The organism is Nonomuraea salmonea, assembly GCF_042428605.1.
Taxonomy (GTDB): Bacteria; Actinomycetota; Actinomycetes; order Streptosporangiales; family Streptosporangiaceae; genus Nonomuraea; species Nonomuraea salmonea.
The window spans coordinates 64,214-81,465 of record NZ_JBHMCF010000049.1; the positions used below are offsets into that span (position 1 = coordinate 64,214).

The 17,252-nt window shown below is 74.0% G+C and carries 18 protein-coding genes; 4 read left to right on the top strand and 14 right to left on the bottom strand.

What is annotated here, in order from left to right:
• Positions 1-10: 10 nt before the first annotated feature.
• Genes ACFFR3_RS43395 through ACFFR3_RS43415 form a run of 5 tightly spaced genes read right to left on the bottom strand, consistent with a single transcriptional unit; the run spans position 11 to position 3,783 of the window.
• Positions 11-421, bottom strand: a complete 411-nt coding sequence (locus ACFFR3_RS43395) for a VOC family protein (protein ID WP_364383292.1) — start codon at positions 419-421, stop codon at positions 11-13.
• A 39-nt stretch (positions 422-460) separates the two neighbouring features.
• Entirely contained in the window at positions 461-1,240 is a 780-nt protein-coding gene (locus ACFFR3_RS43400) for a sulfotransferase (RefSeq protein ID WP_345409147.1), read from the bottom strand.
• On the bottom strand, positions 1,230-2,090 hold the full coding sequence (locus tag ACFFR3_RS43405; protein WP_364383296.1) for a sugar phosphate isomerase/epimerase family protein: 861 nt from the start codon (positions 2,088-2,090) through the stop codon (positions 1,230-1,232). The genes ACFFR3_RS43400 and ACFFR3_RS43405 overlap by 11 nt, the downstream gene beginning before the upstream one ends.
• Positions 2,087-2,833, bottom strand: coding sequence for a hypothetical protein (locus tag ACFFR3_RS43410; protein WP_345409145.1), 747 nt, complete (start codon positions 2,831-2,833; stop codon positions 2,087-2,089). The genes ACFFR3_RS43405 and ACFFR3_RS43410 overlap by 4 nt, the downstream gene beginning before the upstream one ends.
• Positions 2,830-3,783, bottom strand: coding sequence for a Gfo/Idh/MocA family protein (locus tag ACFFR3_RS43415; protein ID WP_364383302.1), 954 nt, complete (start codon positions 3,781-3,783; stop codon positions 2,830-2,832). Before ACFFR3_RS43415 ends, ACFFR3_RS43410 begins: the two co-directional genes overlap by 4 nt.
• Before the next feature lie 135 nt (positions 3,784-3,918).
• Between ACFFR3_RS43415 and ACFFR3_RS43420 the strand changes: the two genes are divergently transcribed.
• Positions 3,919-5,319 (top strand): serine hydrolase, encoded by a 1,401-nt coding sequence (locus ACFFR3_RS43420; protein ID WP_364383305.1) that lies wholly within the window; start codon positions 3,919-3,921, stop codon positions 5,317-5,319.
• A 27-nt stretch (positions 5,320-5,346) separates the two neighbouring features.
• Here the strand turns inward: ACFFR3_RS43420 and ACFFR3_RS43425 are convergent, their stop codons facing one another.
• Entirely contained in the window at positions 5,347-6,009 is a 663-nt protein-coding gene (locus tag ACFFR3_RS43425; protein WP_379485038.1) for a TetR/AcrR family transcriptional regulator, read from the bottom strand.
• Between the two features lie 47 nt (positions 6,010-6,056).
• Here ACFFR3_RS43425 and ACFFR3_RS43430 point away from each other — a divergent pair, with 47 nt between their 5' ends.
• Positions 6,057-6,821, top strand: coding sequence for an SDR family NAD(P)-dependent oxidoreductase (locus ACFFR3_RS43430; protein ID WP_345409139.1), 765 nt, complete (start codon positions 6,057-6,059; stop codon positions 6,819-6,821).
• 59 nt (positions 6,822-6,880) lie between these two features.
• On the opposite strand, the gene ACFFR3_RS43435 is transcribed toward ACFFR3_RS43430, so the two are convergent.
• The 5 genes from ACFFR3_RS43435 to ACFFR3_RS43455 are packed head-to-tail and all read right to left on the bottom strand — an operon-like array spanning position 6,881 to position 12,310.
• The gene (locus tag ACFFR3_RS43435; RefSeq protein ID WP_345409138.1) at positions 6,881-7,102 is read right to left on the bottom strand and encodes an alpha/beta hydrolase family protein; all 222 of its coding nucleotides are present in this window, start codon (positions 7,100-7,102) and stop codon (positions 6,881-6,883) included.
• A gap of 3 nt (positions 7,103-7,105) precedes the next feature.
• A complete protein-coding gene (locus tag ACFFR3_RS43440) occupies positions 7,106-9,760 on the bottom strand; it encodes a helix-turn-helix transcriptional regulator (protein ID WP_379485039.1) in 2,655 nt (884 codons plus the stop codon).
• A 24-nt stretch (positions 9,761-9,784) separates the two neighbouring features.
• A complete protein-coding gene (locus ACFFR3_RS43445; RefSeq protein WP_345409135.1) occupies positions 9,785-10,711 on the bottom strand; it encodes an MBL fold metallo-hydrolase in 927 nt (308 codons plus the stop codon).
• Between the two features lie 10 nt (positions 10,712-10,721).
• Positions 10,722-11,330 (bottom strand): TetR/AcrR family transcriptional regulator, encoded by a 609-nt coding sequence (locus ACFFR3_RS43450; protein WP_345409134.1) that lies wholly within the window; start codon positions 11,328-11,330, stop codon positions 10,722-10,724.
• Between the two features lie 47 nt (positions 11,331-11,377).
• Positions 11,378-12,310, bottom strand: coding sequence for an NADP-dependent oxidoreductase (locus tag ACFFR3_RS43455; RefSeq protein WP_379485040.1), 933 nt, complete (start codon positions 12,308-12,310; stop codon positions 11,378-11,380).
• Between the two features lie 103 nt (positions 12,311-12,413).
• Here ACFFR3_RS43455 and ACFFR3_RS43460 point away from each other — a divergent pair, with 103 nt between their 5' ends.
• The gene (locus ACFFR3_RS43460) at positions 12,414-13,385 is read left to right on the top strand and encodes a GlxA family transcriptional regulator (RefSeq protein ID WP_379485041.1); all 972 of its coding nucleotides are present in this window, start codon (positions 12,414-12,416) and stop codon (positions 13,383-13,385) included.
• Here the strand turns inward: ACFFR3_RS43460 and ACFFR3_RS43465 are convergent.
• The 3 genes from ACFFR3_RS43465 to ACFFR3_RS43475 all read right to left on the bottom strand — a co-directional run bounded on the left by ACFFR3_RS43465 (position 13,382) and on the right by ACFFR3_RS43475 (position 16,716).
• Positions 13,382-14,257 (bottom strand): LLM class flavin-dependent oxidoreductase, encoded by an 876-nt coding sequence (locus ACFFR3_RS43465; RefSeq protein WP_379485042.1) that lies wholly within the window; start codon positions 14,255-14,257, stop codon positions 13,382-13,384. The two genes, ACFFR3_RS43460 and ACFFR3_RS43465, sit on opposite strands and share 4 nt — an antisense overlap.
• Positions 14,258-14,294: 37 nt before the next feature.
• Positions 14,295-15,170, bottom strand: a complete 876-nt coding sequence (locus ACFFR3_RS43470; protein ID WP_345409129.1) for a hypothetical protein — start codon at positions 15,168-15,170, stop codon at positions 14,295-14,297.
• Between the two features lie 76 nt (positions 15,171-15,246).
• Positions 15,247-16,716, bottom strand: coding sequence for a PH domain-containing protein (locus tag ACFFR3_RS43475; protein ID WP_345409128.1), 1,470 nt, complete (start codon positions 16,714-16,716; stop codon positions 15,247-15,249).
• Between the two features lie 147 nt (positions 16,717-16,863).
• Here ACFFR3_RS43475 and ACFFR3_RS43480 point away from each other — a divergent pair.
• Positions 16,864-17,252: RNA-guided endonuclease InsQ/TnpB family protein (locus tag ACFFR3_RS43480; RefSeq protein ID WP_379485043.1), on the top strand; the 389-nt coding region annotated here is incomplete at its 3' end.

A 17,252-nucleotide genomic window follows, 5' to 3' on the forward strand; every position in this document is an offset into this window, starting at 1 on the left:
CCCAGGCGGATCAGTCTTGCGGGCTCAGGAACTCCAGCCTGTTGCCCAGGTTGTCGAAGGCGTAGAACCGGCGGTGACCAGGGAAGTTGTCGTCCCAGGTGATCTCGACGCCGTGGTCCTCCAGCCGCTTGGCCAGGCCGTCGAGGTCCTTGACCAGGATGCCGGGATGAGCCTTGCGGGCCGGGCGGAAGTCCTGCTCGACCCCCAGGTGGATCTCCAGCAGGTCGGCGCGCACCCACAGGCCGCCGCGCGCCGCGAGGACCGGCGGCTTGCGCAGCTCGGTCATGCCGAGCACGTCCACGTAGAAGCGGCGGCACTCGTCCTCGCTGCCCGGAGGGATGGCCAGCTGCACGTGGTGCAGGCCGAGGCCGTGGTCGGAGGTGGCCTCCGTGGTGTCGTAGGGAAGACCCGGTGTCGTCATGAAGGGCTCCTGTCAGGGGAACGGACGGAGTTCGCGCGATCATCTTCTTCCATTTCCTGCGGCTCGGCGATCCAACAGGGCCTGCCACACCCGTTCGACGTCGTCCGGCACCCCATCCGGCGGGCCGGGTCTGGCCACCAGGTCGCGGGCGTACGGCGCGAGGTCGAGGCCGATGACCTGGGCCAGCCGCCGCAGGTCGGGTCCCCGGCAGAGCCGGTCGTACTCCAGCACCAGGCAGTCACCGGAGCGAGGGTGGCGCAGCCAGCCCTCGTGCCAGGCCACCCACTTGCGCAGGACGCCCTCCCGCCTGCCCGGTCGCCACGGGCGGTCGCCGCCCCAGCGCAACGTCGACTCCGCCACCGCCGCCGGGTGGCGGATCAGCAGCACCCATCGCGCGCCCGGGGCGCCGGCGGCGAGCGCGTCGAGCTCCAGCAGGTACTCGTTGTACTTCTCGCCCCACCGGGTGGCGCCCGCGTAGCCGGCCGCGATGATCTGCCTGCGCAGCTCCGCCGCGTCGGTGACCGCCCCTTCCGCGACCCTGGCCGCCGCCGCGCGCACGACCGTCTCCACCCGCTCCCGCCAGCCGTCGGGCGGCAGGTAGGGCGGCTTGCGGTCCAGCGCGTGCAGGATCTCGTCGGCCCGCAGGTGCCGGCCGTCCACGTCGGCCTGGGTGCACCAGCGGTGCAGCAGGTACGGCAGCTTGCCGTTGATCGTGAAGATCCCGCCCGCCGCGCGGAAAGCGCCGTGCAGCACGGTCGCGAGCGCGGTGGTGCCCGAGCGCTGCGCGCCGAAGAGGAGGACGGGCGGCTCAGCCGGCATCGTGCACCGAGCCGAGCCCGTCGCGCCAGGACCGCAGCACCTCCATGCACTCCACGCTGGCGGGGAAGCCGCCGGCGGAGAACGCCTCGCCCCACGGGTGGTCCCGCTCGTGCGGGGTCAGCTCCTTCGAGCGCCGCCAGTGGGTCTCCAGGCTCAGGTAGCCCGCGTACCCGTCCTCGGCGAGCCGGCGCAGGATCGCGGGCCAGTCGACGTCGCCGTCGCCGAGGCGGACGTAGCGGCGCGTCCCGTCCGGGTCCTTCACGTGCACGTGCCCGATCAGCGCACGGGCCCGCTGGTAGTCCCGAGCCGGGTCGCCGCCCCAGCCGCTGAACACGATGTTCCCCGGATCCCATAGGACCCCCGTGCCCGCGCGGCCGAGCCGGTCGAGGAAGTCCATGGTGTGCGCGATCGTCGGCGTGTTGGTCCTGGTGCCCGTCTCGACCAGCAGCCTGACGTCCGGGGGCAAGGCCGCGAGCAGTTCGCCCGCCACCGCCGCGGCGGCGGCCGGATCGGGATCGCCGTCCCGGTAGAAGCTGAAGATCCGTACGTGCGGCGCGCCGAGCAGACCGGCCTGCTCGACGGCCCTGAGCAGGACGCGCTCGGCCGCCGCCAGCTCCCGATCCGTGGCGGGCAGGTCCTGCTTGAAGACCGGAGGGGCGAACCCGGCGACGGCGAGGCCGGCGTTCAGCAGCGTCCGCCTGATGCCGGCCAGCGCGTCGTCGTCCAGGAGGTGCGGCGGGCACTGCGCGACGGAGCGGATCTCGACCCCGTCGAAGCCGAGCCGCGCCGCCGTCTCCGTGACCACCGCGTGGTCCTGCGAGATCTCGTCCCCGATGACGGCGAGCTTCACCTTGCCTCCCACTTCGCGAGCATCCTGAGGTCGTCCACGGCCGTGCCGGCCCGGCTCTCGACCGTGATCGCGCGGATCGGAGCCCCGGACGACAGCAGGGCCTCCACCGGTTCGAGGTCGGCGGCCCGCAACGCCCTGTGGCGGTACGCGCCCGCGGCGTCCCTGCGGAAGCCCTTGACCTGGACGGCGCGGACGTGCGGCGCGAGCCGGGCCAGCGTGGCCGCGTCCGCGCCGCCGGTCGCGGCCACGCCCAGCAGGTCCACCACGACGCCGATGCCGGTCACCTCGGCGAGCTGGGCGAGCCGGCGGCACGAGGGTCCGCCCTGATGCGTCTCCACCCACAGCGCCACTCCCTGGTCGGCGGCCGCGCGTACCTGCCCGGCCAGGGTCGCGGGGTCCGGCTCCGGCACGCAGAACACCTTGACCGGATGGCCGGTGACCGGCAGCTCGAGGCCGACGCCCCCGCCCCGCCCGCCGCATCCGGCCTCGGTCTCCCCGGCCCGCGCGCCGCACCCGACCTTGGTTCGCCCTGCCCGTGCGCCGCACCCGACGAAGGCGACCTCGACGCCCGCGGCGGTCACCTGGCGGATACCGCGGGCGATGCCGTCCCGCTCCCAGACGTGGCCCTTGCCCGCGCGCAGATCGACGGTGCCGCCGCCGGCGAGCGCCGTGGCGGCGGCGAGTTCCGCCGCTCCGGCGTCCGGCAGGGAGCCCGAGCTCAACCCCAGGCGGCGGCCGTTCATCGGTCACCGATCCGCGCGGCGGGCAGGGACGGCTGGGCGCGGACGCCGTCCAGAAGCGCGGTCACACCCCGGCTGCGGCCGAGCGCGGCGAGGTCCAGCGGTCCTTCGCCGCGTACCGCCGCCAGCACCTCCCGGTACACCTGGCCGCGCAGCTCGCCCGCCGCGCGCCGGGGCTCGGCGATGCGCACACCGTCCACCTCGCCGTGGGCCGCCCCGTCCCTCAGCTCGAACCAGTCTCCGGCGCCGGCCACGGTCAGGTGCTCCAGCCTGAGCGCGGACCTGCTCGTGATCATCGCGGTCAGCTCGGCGCCGTTGGCGAAGCCGACGGAGCAGGACAGCCGCACGTCGATCGAGGGGGCGGCGTCCTCCCGATGCGCGAGCCTGACCTCGACCGGGGTGCCGAGGAGCTGGCAGGCGAGATCGAGGTAATGGACGCCGAGGTGCGCCACCACGCCGCCGGCCGCCTCGTCCGGCAGGGAACGCCAGCCCGGCGACGCGTAGTGGGCGGGCGGCCGGTGACGGGAGACCATGAGCGTGGCAGCGGCGCCCGCGAAGCGCTCCGGCGTGCCGGAACGCAGCACCGGGGGAAGCGCGAACCGGTGCTGGAACATCACCGCGCTCAGAACCCCGGCCGCCGCCCCGTTCGCCAGCAGGAACTCCAGCTCGGCGCCGGTCCGCGCAGGCGGCTTCTCCACGATCACGTGCTTGCCGGCGGACTGGCACGCACTGACCACTGCGCCCCGGGGGCCAGGCGGCAGGCACACCGCGACGACCTCGATCCGCTCGTCCGCCAGCACGCTCTCCACGCTCCCCACCGGCGCCCCGATCCCTCGGGTGGCGGCCGGGTCGGTGTCGACCACGCGGGCCACCGTGACCCCCGCCATCGCGCCGGCGGCGGCGAGGTGCTGGCGCCCGGCGTTGCCGTACCCGATGATCGCCAGTTCCGTCACGGCAGGCCCTTCTCGTCAGGCGGGAGGACGTCTCGAGACGAGGCTAGAAGCGGCCTGACGGAACGAACAGGTTGTCGTCAATACGCCAACGCCCGCAGCGGCCACAAGCGAGAATCGCTCACCTACAGTGCGAGAGTGACCACCACAAGATCCCGTAGGAGCATCGCCGGTCTCACCACGGCCGCCGTCCTGCTGAGCGGCTTCCTCACCCCTGAGGCGGTCGCCGCGGACACCGGCGGCGCACTCGCCCACCATCTGCGGCGGACGCTCGACCGGTTACGGTTCGAGCAGGTCCTGGACACCGATCCGCCGACGTCCCCGGCCCGGCTGGACGCGCTGCGGCGGCGCGGTGCCGGCAAGCCGGCGGCCGCCCCGCCGCCACGGGACTCACGCGGCGCCGCCCCGATCACCCAGCAGCCGCAGATCGACCTCACCGTCATCGAGCTGAACGCGGCTGGTCGCCCGGTCTCCTCCGGCACCGTGCTGATGAGCCCGCACCACCCCGACGGCGTGATCGTGCCGGTGGACCGCGACCTGCACACCACCGCCGTGCGCTGGCGGCAGTGGGACGACGCCGGCTGGTACGCCGACCACGCCCAAGGCACCATCGACGTGGTGCCGGGGCGCGAGCACGCCCCCATCGACTTCATGTCCCCCTACCCGGCGTCCGTGCTGAAGCTGATGGTGGCCTTCGGCGTGCTGCGTCTCGTGGACCGGGGAGCGATCTCGCTGGACGACACCTACGCCTACGAGCCGGCGGCCGGCAGCTCGATGTGCGGCCCGCCCGGCGCGGACACGATCCGCGCCTACCTCGACGCCTCGCTCACCTGGTCGTCCAACCCCGCCTCCTGCGCGCTGATCAAGATGCTGCACGACCGGGACGCGATCGACGGCCTCAACCGGACCTTCCAGGACCTGGGGCTGGAGACGCTCCAGCTCAAGGGGACGAACCCGGCCCACGGCGGGCGCTGGGACAACCCGATCACCATGACCTCACTCGACACGGCCAAGCTGCTCATGCTGATCAACGGCGGCAAGGGCACCCTCTGGACGACACCGGGCGGCGTCAGGGTGAGCGCCGGCGTCCTCAGCCGCGCCTCCAGGGAGTTCCTCCTCAGCAGGCTGCGCGACCAGGCCATGAACGTCACCCTGTCGACCACCAACTGGTGCGGCGCCGCCTATCCCGCGCAGGGCATCCCGCAGCGCACGCCGCCGCGCTGGACCGGCGCCGACGGCAGCGTGACGGTGCCGGGCCAGGACGTCGCCTACGGCCACGACGTGCGGCCGTGCGACAGGGCGGCCGAGGTGACGTTCGCCCACAAGAACGGCTGGTGGAGCAACGCCGCGGCCGACGCCGGCATCGTCAGGGCGCTGCCGGGGAAGGGCGGGCGCAGCTACGTCGTCGCCCTCTTCTCCAACCTCGGTTCTCAGTACGTCGACCCCGGCCGCCCGCCAGGCGGGGACGTCTGGTTCACCGAGCGCCTGGCCCGGCTCGGCCAGGCCATCGACGCGTACGAGAAACACCGGCGTCCCTGATCCAGAAGTGACCGGCGTAGCCCGGTCTCACCCTCTCCTGCGCCCTGGGGACCGCCGGTAGGCCGCCGGGACTATGGGGGGGCGGCCGATGGTGTCGTCGCCGAAGACGGCCGCGAGCGCCTTGGCGATGAGGGCGGGCAGGTCGGCGCGGCCTTCGTCCTCGGCCCAGCGCACCAGCGCCGTGTGCAGGGCGGCCAGGCAGGCGCCGGCCGCCGCCTGGGCCTGGAACGCCTGGTCGGGGCCGGCGGCCTCGTCGCCCAGGGCGTCGATGATGGCCCGCTGGAGCGCGTACTGGTTGTCCAGGTGCCTGGCGCGCAGCGCGGGCGTGGAGATCATGAGCTGGAGGCGGACGAGCAGGGTCCGCCGCTCCGCCGGCACGTCGTCGCCGGCCAGGGCGGCGGCCGCGGCGACGAGCGCGCCGCCGATGCGGCGGGCCAGGGGTTGCCCGGGGGGCGACGCGGCGATCCGCTCGGCGATCAGCTCGCCGTGCTGGTCGATCAGGACGAGGTCCTCCTTGGTCGGGAAGTGCCGATAGAGGGTCATGGGCGAGACCCCTGCCGCCTCGGCGACGTCGTTCATGGTCGTCGCGTCGTAGCCGCGCTCGCTGAACAGCCGGATCGCGTGAGCCTGGATCGTGCGCTGTGTCTGGGCCCGGCGGCGGGCCCGGAGGGTTGAGTGTTGTGCTGACACGTGATAGAGACTACCACCGTGATAGTCACTACCACTTTGGGGCGGACATGAATGATCTGACCGGCAGGACGGCTCTGGTGACCGGCGCGTCGCGCGGCATCGGCCAGGCGATCGCGACCCGGCTGGCGGCCGGGGGAGCGACGGTGCTCGTGCACTACGGCAGGGACGCGGACGGCGCGGCGGCGACGGTCGGCGCGATCGAGCGCGCGGGCGGGACCGCGCTGGCCGTCCAGGCGGAGCTAGGGGTGGACGGCGACGTCGAGACGCTCTTCGAAGGCGTGGAGAAGGGTCTGGCGGGGCGGCCGCTCGACATCGTGGTCAACAACGCGGCGGCCCAGCCCGCCGGGCCCCTCGGCGTCACGACCAGGGCCGAGTTCGACCACCTCTTCGCGGTGAACGTACGGGCGCCGTACTTCATCGTCCAGCGGGCGCTGCCGCTGCTGCGCGACGGCGGACGCATCGTCACCATCTCGTCCGTCGCGACCCGCATGGCGAACCCGGCGCAGACGTCCTTCGCCATGACCAAGGGCGCGATCGAGACGATGAGCCTGACCCTGGCCAACGAGCTCGGCGCCAGGGGCATCACGGTGAACGCGGTCGCCCCCGGCGCCACCAGGACGCCCGCCAACGGCGCCGTCTTCGAGGCGCCCGGCCTGGCCGACGTCATCGCGGGATCGACGGCGCTCGGCCGCCTCGGCGACGCCGGCGACGTGGCGGACGTGGTCGCGTTCCTCGCCTCCGACGCCGCCCGCTGGATCACCGGCCAGGTCATCGACGCCAGCGGCGGCCTGTTCCTCGGCCCGCGCGCCTGACGCGGCCGGTTCCGGCCGCCCTCCGCCGGCGGCGGCCGGAACCGAGCCCCGCACGCGCGTCACCCGGCCGTGTGCGTGAGGATGGCGGTGGCCGGCTCATCGTGTACCTCCGGCGGCAGGGTGTGGCCCATGCCCTGCACGATCATCAGGCGCGCGTCGGGGATCTGCTCGGCGATGATCGCGCCGTGCCCCGGCTTGGCCGGTTCATGGCTGCTGATCAGCAGGATCGGCTCGTCGGCGGCGGCGCCGAACTCTTCACTCCCGATGTTCACGTTCTGCATGACTCACAGCTTGCCGTCGCCGGTCACGGGTGCCTTCCGTAGGACTACCAGCCGCGCGAGGTCAGTACGCGAGCTGATGCCCAGCTTCGGATACATCTTGTACAGGTGGTACTCGACCGTACGCGGGCTGAGGAAGAGCCGGGCGGCGATCTCCTTGCTGGACAACCCGTCGGCGGCCAGGCCCGCGATGCGCAGCTCCTGCGGCGTCAGCACGTCGAGCACGTCGGAGGGCGGGGCCTGCCCGCTCTCGCCGGCCGCCCGCAGCTCCTCCTGCGCCCGCCGCGCCCACGGCCGCGCGCCCGCCTGCTCGAAGGTCTCCCACGCCGCCCGCAGCTGAGCCCGCGCCTCGCCGGGCCGCTGCGACCTGCGCAGCCGCTCGCCCAGCAGCAGCGCCGTCCTGGCCGACTCGAACGGGTTGGTGTGCAGCCGCAGCGCCTCGGCGAAGGCGTCGGACGACCCCTCGACCAGGCCGCGGCAGCGGGCCAGCAGGGCGTGCGACTCGGGCGTGCCGGCGTTCGCCGACCACCGCTCGTACGCGGCCAGCGTCGCCCGCGCGCCCTCCTCGTCACCCGCGCCCACGGCGGCCTCGATCCGATCAGGGGTGGACCGCGACACGACGGTGGGATGCCCGGCCCCCGGCCCCGCCGTGACGACGGCGTGGAAGCGGTCGTGCGCCGCCGCGTACCGGCCGAGGCACAGGTCGAGCAGCGCCAGCGCGTACGACGCCAGCCCCGCGCGCATCCCCACCCGGTGCGGGATCGCGATCGCCAGCGCCGCGCGAGCCTGCCGCTCGCAGTCCTCCTCCTCGCCCCGCAGCGCCGCCACCGCCGCCAGGTTGGCGAGGTGGGCGGCGACGGTGTTGGTGTAGCCGGCCTCGCGCGCCAGCTCAAGACCCTCCTCGGAGAGCGCCTGGCTGCGCGCCAGCCGGCCGGCGATGCGCTCCGCCGTCGCGACGAACTCCAGCACGACCGGCAGCTGCCCGCTCATCCCCGACACCCTGGCCACCCGCCCGGCCCGCTCGGCCAGGTCGGCGGCCAGGTCGTTCTCGCCCAGGTAGCTGGCCGCGGCCGCGGCCCACAGGTGCTCGGCCGCGTCCTCCAGCTCACCGGCGTGGGACAGCGCCCGCCGCAGCAGGCCAGGACCCTCGGCATCGCCGTCCAGCGTGAGGCCGACTCCGGCCACCGTGTCGCGCAGGAATCCTTCGGGGTGCGCCGCCGCCCGCCGGCCCAGCGCGATGATGGCCGCCGTGTCGCCGACGTACGAGGCCGCCTCGGCGGCGTCGGCCAGCATGTCCAGGGTGTCGCCCGCCGCCAGGATGCGTACGGCCTCGGCGGCGTCGCCCGAGTTCAGCTCGAACCGGCCGCGCAGCCGGGCGACCTCCATCGCCAGCCCCACGTCCTCGCCGGCGCGTTCGCGCGCCTCGGCCAGCAGCGACTGCGCCTGGCCGGGGCGTCCGCCGAGCCAGGCAGCGACGGCGGCGTCCTTCAGCCGTACGGCACGCGCCCGCGGCTCGGGGGTCAGCTCGGCGGCCCTGGCCAGCGCCATGGCGGCGGCGCCGTACCCGCCGCGCTCGCGCGCCCGGTCGGCGGCGGCCACCAGCGCGGCGGCGACCTGCTCGTCCTGGCCCAGCGCGGCGCCCGCGAGATGCCAGGCGCGGCGGTCGTCGGAGGCCAGCTCCGCCAGCACGGCGTGCACCCGGCGGACGTCGGCGGGAGAGGCCGCCTCATGGATCGCGGAGCGGACGAGCGGATGGCGGAACCGCACCGTCGCGCCCGCCACCTCCGCCAGCCCGGACTCCTCCAGCTCGGCCAGCGCCTGCCCGCCCGCCAGCCGCTCGGCGGCGCTCAGCACCAGGGGGAGATCGGCCTCCACGGCGGCGACCAGACCGATCAGCCTGGCGGCAGGCGACAGGGCCGCGACCTGGTCGCCGAAGAGGCGGGCGCCACCGGGCAGCGGGTCGGGCAGCGGCTCGTCCCCGGCGCGCTGCGCGGGCGTCAGCCGGGCGACGATCTCGTACAGGGCGAGCGGGTTCGCGCCGGTCAGCGTCACGAGCTCGCGCCGCACGCGGGCGGACAGCTCGGCGTGGCGGTCCCGCAGCAGCTCGTCCGCGGCGGACTCGGGCAGCCCCCGTACGTCCAGCGTCCGCGGCACCCCCTTCACCGGCGCGTCGCCGCGTACGGCGAGCAGCATCGCGACGCGTTCCGTCGCCAGCCGCCTGGCGGCGAACAGCAGCGCGTCGGCCGAGGCCCGGTCGATCCACTGGAAGTCGTCGATCACGCAGATCAGCCCGTCGGGCGCGGCCGCCTCTGCCAGCAGCGACAGCACCCCGGCGCCCACCAGGAAGCGGTCGCCGCCGCCCGGCTCAAGCCCCAGGGCCGCGCCGACGGCCAGCCGCTGCGGCTCGGGCAGCGCGCCGAGCGACCCGATCACCGGCCACAGCACCTGGTGCAGCGCCGCGAAAGCGAGGTCGGACTCCGACTCGACGCCCGTGGTGCGCAGCACCCGCATGGCGCCGCCACGCGCGGCCGCCGCGTCGAGCAGGGCGGTCTTGCCCGTCCCCGCCGCGCCCCGGACGACCACCGCGCCGCCTGAACCGTCGCGCGCCCGCGCGATCACCTCGTCGAGCGCGCTGACCTCCGCCGTTCTTCCGTAGAGCACGGAAGGACACTGTAGAGGCGTCCGTCACTCGGGGCAGAACGCGGCCCACTCGACGATGGCGAAGCCGTCGCCGTCCTTGCGCACCTCGGCGGCGCCGTGCCCCGGCCAGTGCGCGGGGAAGACCAGCTCGTGCCGGTCGGCGGCGCGCTCGAGGTAGGCGCGGCGGGTCTTGGCGGCGAGCGGCGGATCGTCGCAGAAGCAGCTGTTCCACTGCGGGTTGAGCACCTGGACGGGACTGTGCAGCATGTCGCCCACGAAGACGGCGCGGTCGCCGCCCGAGCGCAGGGTGAGCACGGACGAGCCGGGGGTGTGCCCCGGCGCGGGCTCCAGCAGCAGGTTGCCGTCGATGCGGTGGCCGCCCTCCCAGAGCACCGCCTGCCCGGCCCGGTGGATGGGCGCGACGCTGTCGTCGAACACCAGCTTGCCGCCCTCCCAGCGCAGCCGCTCGTGCTCGTCGCGCGGCGCCCGGCGCAGGTGGGCGTTGGCCGGGTCGAAGTAGACGTCGTCGACGCGCGGGATCAGGTATGTCGCGTTGGGAAACGTGGGCACCCACTCGCCGTCGCGCGCGTCGGTGTTCCAGCCGACGTGGTCGTAGTGGATGTGCGTGTTGACGACGACGTCCACGTCCTCCGGCGCGACGCCGGCCGCGCGCAGCCGGTCGAGATAGCCGGTCCGCAGCCCCGCGAACGCCGGGACCTGCGGGCGCTCCCTGCCGTTGCCGACCCCGGTGTCCACCAGGACGATCTTGCCCTCGCTGCGCAGCACCCAGGTCTGGATGTGGCAGCGGTAGGCGTCGTCGGCTGGCGTCCAGAAGTCGGGCGCCAGCCAGTCCTGGTTGCGCCGCCAGGTCTCCTCGTCGCTGTCCGGGATGATGAACCGGGCGGTACGGATCGGGCCTGACCACTCGATGACGCGGCCGATCTCGACGTCACCGAGGACGATGTTGTGCACGGGTTGCTCCTCAGGCTTCGTAGCGGGCGAGGAACGTACGGACGGCCTCCTCGATCACCGTCTCGGCGTCGGGCTGCTCGGCGATCTCCTCCTCGAACGCCATCACCCGCGGCCACACCAGGAACTCCTGCACCAGCCCCATGAACTGGCGCGCCGCGAGCCGCGTGTCCGCGCACCGCAGCAGGCCGCGCGCCACCAGATCGTCCAGGCAGGTGACGAACGCCGCGGCGACCGGCCCCTTGCCCATGCGGTAGAACTCCTCCGCGATCCACGGCAGCCGCCCCGACTCGGTGACCACGAGCCGGGCGAAGCGGATCTGGTCGGTCTCGGTGGCGAAGCGCTGCAGCGACCTGGCGAACCTCCGCAGCACATCGGCGGCGCTCGCCCCGGACGTCCACTCCCGGCGGTCAGGGGCGTCGAAGGCCTCCCAGTGACGGCGGACCATCTCGCGGAAGACCTTCTCCTTGGCGCCGAAGCGGTTGTAGACGGTCTGGCGCGAGACCCCGGCCCGCTCGGCGACCCGCTCCAGCGTGACGCCGGCGTAGCGGTCGGCCAGGAAGAGCTCCTTCGCCGCCGCGAGGATCTTCTCGTCAGAGGCCGGCCCGCGCCGCTCGGTCATGTCGTCACGCTCCTCGTCCGCAACAGACTTGTACTTTACAGTACAGTCTAAGTCGTCAGGACGAGCTTCCCCCTCGTATGGCCCGCCTCGCCCCGTACGTGCGCCGCCGCGGCCCGCTCCAGCGGGAAGGTCTCCTCCACCTCGACGGCGACCTGCCCCGCGTCGATCAGGCCGGCGATCGTGGCCAGCGCGGGGCCGTCCGGCTCCACCAGGAACGGCGTGGTGCGCACGCCGGCCGCCGCGCCCGCCTCGGCCAGTTCGGGGGAGACCCCGCCGGGGACGCCGACCAGCAGCCCGCCGGGGCGCAGGACCTTCAGCGTCCGGGGGCTCGCGTCGCCCACCAGGTCGATGACGACGTCCACGTCCGCGGCGGCGTCCTCGACGCGGGTTGCGGTGTAGTCGATGGTCTGCTCGGCGCCGAGTTCCTTGAGCCAGGGGTGGCGGGGAGCGCCGGCGGTGGCGATCACGTGGGCGCCCAGGTGCCGGGCGAACTGCACCGCGAAGTGGCCCACGCCGCCGGCGGCGGCCGTGATCAGCACGCGCTGACCGGCCCGCACCTGGGCGGTGTCGACCAGGGCCTGCCAGGCGGTCAGCGCCGCCAGCGGCACGGCGGCCGCGTGCACGTGGCCGACGGTGGCCGGTTTGCGGGCCCACTGGCGGGCCGGGGCGGTGACGTATTCGGCGTAGCCGCCGGCGGCGCGCGGGAACCACGGCATGCCGTACACCTCGTCGCCCGGCCTGAGCGTGGTGACGCCGAAGCCGACCTCCTCGACGACGCCCGAGACGTCCCAGCCCGGGATCAGCGGGAACGTCTGCAGGCCCGCCATGCCGTGGCCCAGGCGGGTCTTCCAGTCCACCGGGTTGACCCCGGCGGCGTGCACGCGTACCAGCACCTCGGTCGGCAGCGGCTCGGGACGGGCGACGTCCTCGACGGTCAGCACCTCGGGTCCGCCGAACTCCTTGATGGTGACAGCCCGCATGATGTCCTCCTCATGTCGTCTTCAACGGGGCGGACACCAGAGTGGCGGGCCATGGGGGAGGCGGGTGAGTGGCCGGAAGGTCAACTACCGTACTATTCCGGCCATGCCGCATCGTGTCGCCGTCCTCGCCCTCGACGGAGTGCTGCCGCTCGACCTGGGCATCCCGGCCCGGGTGTTCAACGAGGCGTGCACCTCCGACGGCACCCGCCTCTACTCGGTCAGCACCTGCTCCATCGGCGGCCGGCCGGTCCGTACGCACGAGGACTACAAGATCGTCGTGGACCACGACGAATCGCTGCTGGAAACCGCCGACACCGTCGTGCTCGCCACGCAGGAGCCGAGCAAGGAGCTGCTCGCGACCGGCGCGCTGCCCGGCGACGTCGCCGCCGCGCTGGCCAGGATCGGGCCGCGGGCCCGCATCGTCAGCCTGTGCACCTCCGCGTTCCTGCTCGGCGCGGCCGGCCTGCTGGACGGCCGGCGGGCCACCACGCACTGGGCGCTGTGCGACGCGCTCGCGCGGCTGTTCCCCGAGGTCGAGGTCGATCCCGGCGTGCTGTTCGTGGACAACGGCCGCATCCTGACCTCCGCGGGCGGGGCGGCCGGCATCGATCTCTGCCTGCACCTGGTCCGCCTCGACCACGGCGCGGCGGTGGCCTCGGCCGCCGCGCGGCGCTGCGTGGTGGCGCCCTGGCGCGAGGGCGGGCAGGCGCAGTTCATCGAGCATCCGGTGCCGCAGGACACCGACCGTTCCACCTCGGCCACCCGGCAGTGGGCCCTGGACCACCTGGCCGACCCCCTCACATTGGAGGACATGGCCAGGCACGCGAACATGAGCGTGCGCACCTTCACCCGGCGCTTCCGCGGCGAGGTGGGCAGCAGCCCGCTGAAGTGGCTGGCACAGCGGCGGCTGTCGCACGCCCGCCTGCTCCTGGAGTCCACCGATCTGCCCGTCGCCCGCATCGCCACCGCCTGCGGCTTCGGCGACCCCGTGACGTTGAGGAAGCACTTCTACGCGTACCTGGGCCTGTCGCCCCTGGCCTACCGGCGCGCCCACCACGCGCCCGAGCCCGCCTAGAGCTTGTTCCCGGCCTCAGCGAGCGTCTCCGCCTGCCGGATCCAGTCCCCGCCGTCGAGGTTGAGCGTGACGGCGTCGGCTCCGGCTTCGGCGAAGGCGTGCAGGCGCTCGGCCACCTGCTCGACCCCTCCGGTGACCGGGACGTCCGCCGCCTCCTCCGGCGCCACCTCGTACACCTCCACCAGCCGGCGGGTGAACTCCGCGACGGCGGCCTGGTCGCCGCCGAGGAACGCGTGCCCGCCCACGGTGATCGACGGCACCGGACGTCCGAGCTCGCCGGCGATCTCCCGCAGCCGTACGACCCGCTGCTCCAGGCCCTTGGGGCTGATCAGGGACGGCGCCCAGCCGTCACCATGCAGGACGGCCCGCCGCATCGCCGCCTCGGAGTTCCCGCCGACGAAGATCGGCGGCACCGCAGCGGCAGGACCCAGCGTCACCTCAGCCCCGCCCACCTCGGTCGGCTCGCCACGAACGAGGCCGGGCAGCACCCGCAGCACGTCATCCGTCCACCGCCCCCTGTTGCGGGGCGGCGCACCGGCCGCCCGCCAGAACGGCGACCCGGGAAACCCGCCGATCCCGACGCCGAGCACGATCCGATCGCCGGACAAGTGCTGCAATGTCTGGATCTGCGCGGCGACCCAGGCGGCCGGGCGCAACGGCAGGCTGAGCACCCCGAACTCCAGCCGGATCCGCTCGGTCACGCTCGCCGCCGCCGCCAGGACGAGCGGGGCGTCGAACCCCGGCGTCCCGTCGCCGACGACGACGTCCGCCATGCTGATCGCGTCATAGCCGAGCGCTTCAAGCCGCCGCGCCATCGAGACATCGGGCACGCCGGTCGGCGTCATGGGCAAGCCGGTGCTGATCCGCATCATGATCCTCCTGTACGTCGCCGCGGACCACGCTAGGAGCTCAACCGAACTTGAGGTCAACCGCCGAGCGCCGCCGGTACGTCCCCACCAGCACGGCCAGCAGGGCCAGGCCCGTCGCCATGGCGGTGACGTGCTCGACCAGCGCCACCCAGAGGTGCTCCACCGGCTGGTAGAGGCCGGGCACCAGCAGCCACGCCAGCTTCCACGCCGCCCACGAGAACAGCGACCCCGACGTGATGAACCCCAGCGTCATGGGCGGCCAGAGGCGGCTGCTCCGGCGGCGCAGCGCCCACAGGCTCCAGCCGGCGCACGCCGCGCCGAGTGCGCTGTTGGCGAGGAGGAGCCGGGCGTTGAGGTCCGGCGTCTGGGCGAGGCCGGCGGTTCCGCCCGCCGCCCAGTAGGCCCACAGTGCGGCGAGCGCCGCCACCGGCGGCAAGAGCCACCGGGTACGGCGGCCCGCCGCGTCGCTGCCCACCCGGCCCGTGAACGCCCGGTTCCACCGTTCGCGCACGTAGAGCGGCAGGCCCACGACCAGCGCCACGGCCATCCCGGTGAACGCCACACCGATGAGCGCCGTCTCGGACGACGGCTCAACCGCCGGTTCCGGCGCGCTCGGCACCAGCAGGGCGGCAGCGGCCACGTACGGGAGCATGGACACGAGCAGGCCACCGGCGACCCACACGACCGGCAGCACCAGCCGGCCGGGCAGCCGCATGCCCCAGGGCTGCGCCACCGCCAGCCCCAGCCCGACGCCGGCCAGGGCCATCACCACCGTGACCGCGTTGAGCAGCACCCACTCGGCCGTGCCCCGAGCCAGCTCCTGCACGATCCAGCTCACCTTGACCAGCAGGTACGGGCACATCGCCGCCGCGGCGGCGAACCCGGCGGCACGGCGCACTGTGATTTGTCGTCGCATGACCGCGATGCTCCCGGCCCCGTCCCTGCCGATCATCCCCCGGGGGAGCCGGGTGGCTCCCCTCCGAGGGGGAGGCTCACCGACGTCCTTCGACGAACGGAGCCAGCAGGGCGGGCACGGCGGCGTCCGCCAGCTTCAGGCCCTGGTCGACGGACACGTCCCTGACCTTGTGGACGCCGTCGCCCACCGCGGTGGTGGCTCCCAGGGTGAGCAGGCCGTTGCGGCGCTGGAACGGCGAGCGGGTGATCGTCCAGCCGATGATCCCGTCCTGCCGGAGCACGACGGTCCGCCGGGCGAACGTCCCGTACGCCATGACCAGGTGGCGGCCGCGCATCCCGTGGCCGAGCGTGCGGTAGGCGTCCCAGGCGAAGGCCGTCAGGACCGCCGCCAGGACCAGGCCGGTGACCCAGCCGGCGGTGACGAACGCCTGGCCCAGCCACAGCCCGAGCCCGGCGAGCACCCCGGCGGCGAGGGCCGCCGCGATCAGCGCCCGGTTGACCCGCCTGCGCAGCGCCGCACGAGGATGCGACGCCAGCCCCACCCGGTCCAGCAGCCCTTCACCCGCGAGCACCTGGCCGGCGACCCTGAGGGCCGCCGCGCGGGGGAGTGGCGGGGTCAGGAGGCGGCGCCGGCGGTTCTCGTCCCTGTCGCCCAGGCCGCTGGTGACGGCGTCCAGTCTCGCGCCGCCGGCCCAGCGCAGCGGGATCGGCTCCACCAGCTCCACCCCGCGCAGCCGGCCCTCCTCCATGCTCACCGACCGGGTCGCCAGCAGCCCGCGGCGCACCCTTAGGACGCCGCCCTCCGCGCGCCGCAGCTCGTACCCGCTCCAGTTCTCGATGAAGGTGAGCGTGGAGCAGGCCGCGCCGAGGGCGACGAGGGCGAGCGCGGCCAGCAGGAGGCCGTACCAGAGCGGGACGGAGCCGAAGCGGCGCACGAGGTCCTGCACGACGCCCAGCGAGAGCGGGTCGATCTTCATCTCGTGCAGGGTGCGGTAGACGCCGCCCGCCGCGGCGAGGACGGAGCCGACGCCCCAGACGGTGAGCGGCGCGTACCGCAGCCAGGAGCGGTCCAGCTCGCAGAGCAGCCCGTCGTCCGCCGTGACGGGACCCGTCGCGCGCCACCCCAGGATCAGGCGGCGCAGGTCGGCGGCGTCCGCCGCGGTCAGGCCGTCCAGCCGGAGCCCGCGGCCCTGGTCGCCGGTGTCGATCCTGAGGGTGGCCAGGCCGAGCAGGCGCTGGAGCGGGCTCGCGGTCACGTCCACGCTGCGCACCCGGTGCGGCGGCACCGAGTGGCGGCTGCGGAAGAGCAGGCCGGAGCTGAGCTCGAGCCGTTCGGCGGTGAGGTGGTAGCGGGTGGTCAGCAGCCGCGACAGCGCGAACCCGCCGACGACCAGGCAGGTCAGCAACACCGAGCCGAGGGTGATGAGCACCTGGAGGTTCGGCTCGCGCACGAGCAGCAACAGGGCGAGCGGCGCGGCCGGCGCGCCCAGGCTGACGACGACCAGGCGGCCGCTCAGCCGCCCGCGCCGGAGCGTGGTGGCGGTCATCAGATACCTCCGTGGAAACCCCCGCCTTCAGGCGGGGGAGGAATCGGACTCCTGCGGAGCAGGACAGGGGCAGCCGGTTCGCTGTCAGGTGAACCGGCGTATCGAACACACGCGCGATCTTTGGTTGATCGTGGGAGTATGTGGGGCGTGGCGCAGATCGTGAAGCGGGCCTACAAGTACCGCTTCTATCCGACTCCTGAGCAGGCCGGCGAGCTTGCCAGGACGTTCGGTTGCGTCCGTCTCGTTTACAACAAGGCGCTCGAGGAGCGCACCCGCGCCTACCGGCTGGAAGGCCGCCGTGTCTCCTATGTGGAGTCCTCCGCGCGCCTGACGGAGTGGAAGCGCAGCGGAGACTATGACTTCCTGTCGGAGGTGTCGTCGGTTCCTCTGCAGCAGGCGTTGCGGCATCTTCAGGCGGCGTTCGCGAACTTCTTCGCCAGGCGCGCCAAATACCCGGTGTTCAAGTCCCGGAAGAGGTCCCGGGCGTCGGCGGAGTACACCCGCTCGGCGTTCCGCTGGCGTGAGGGCCGGTTGTG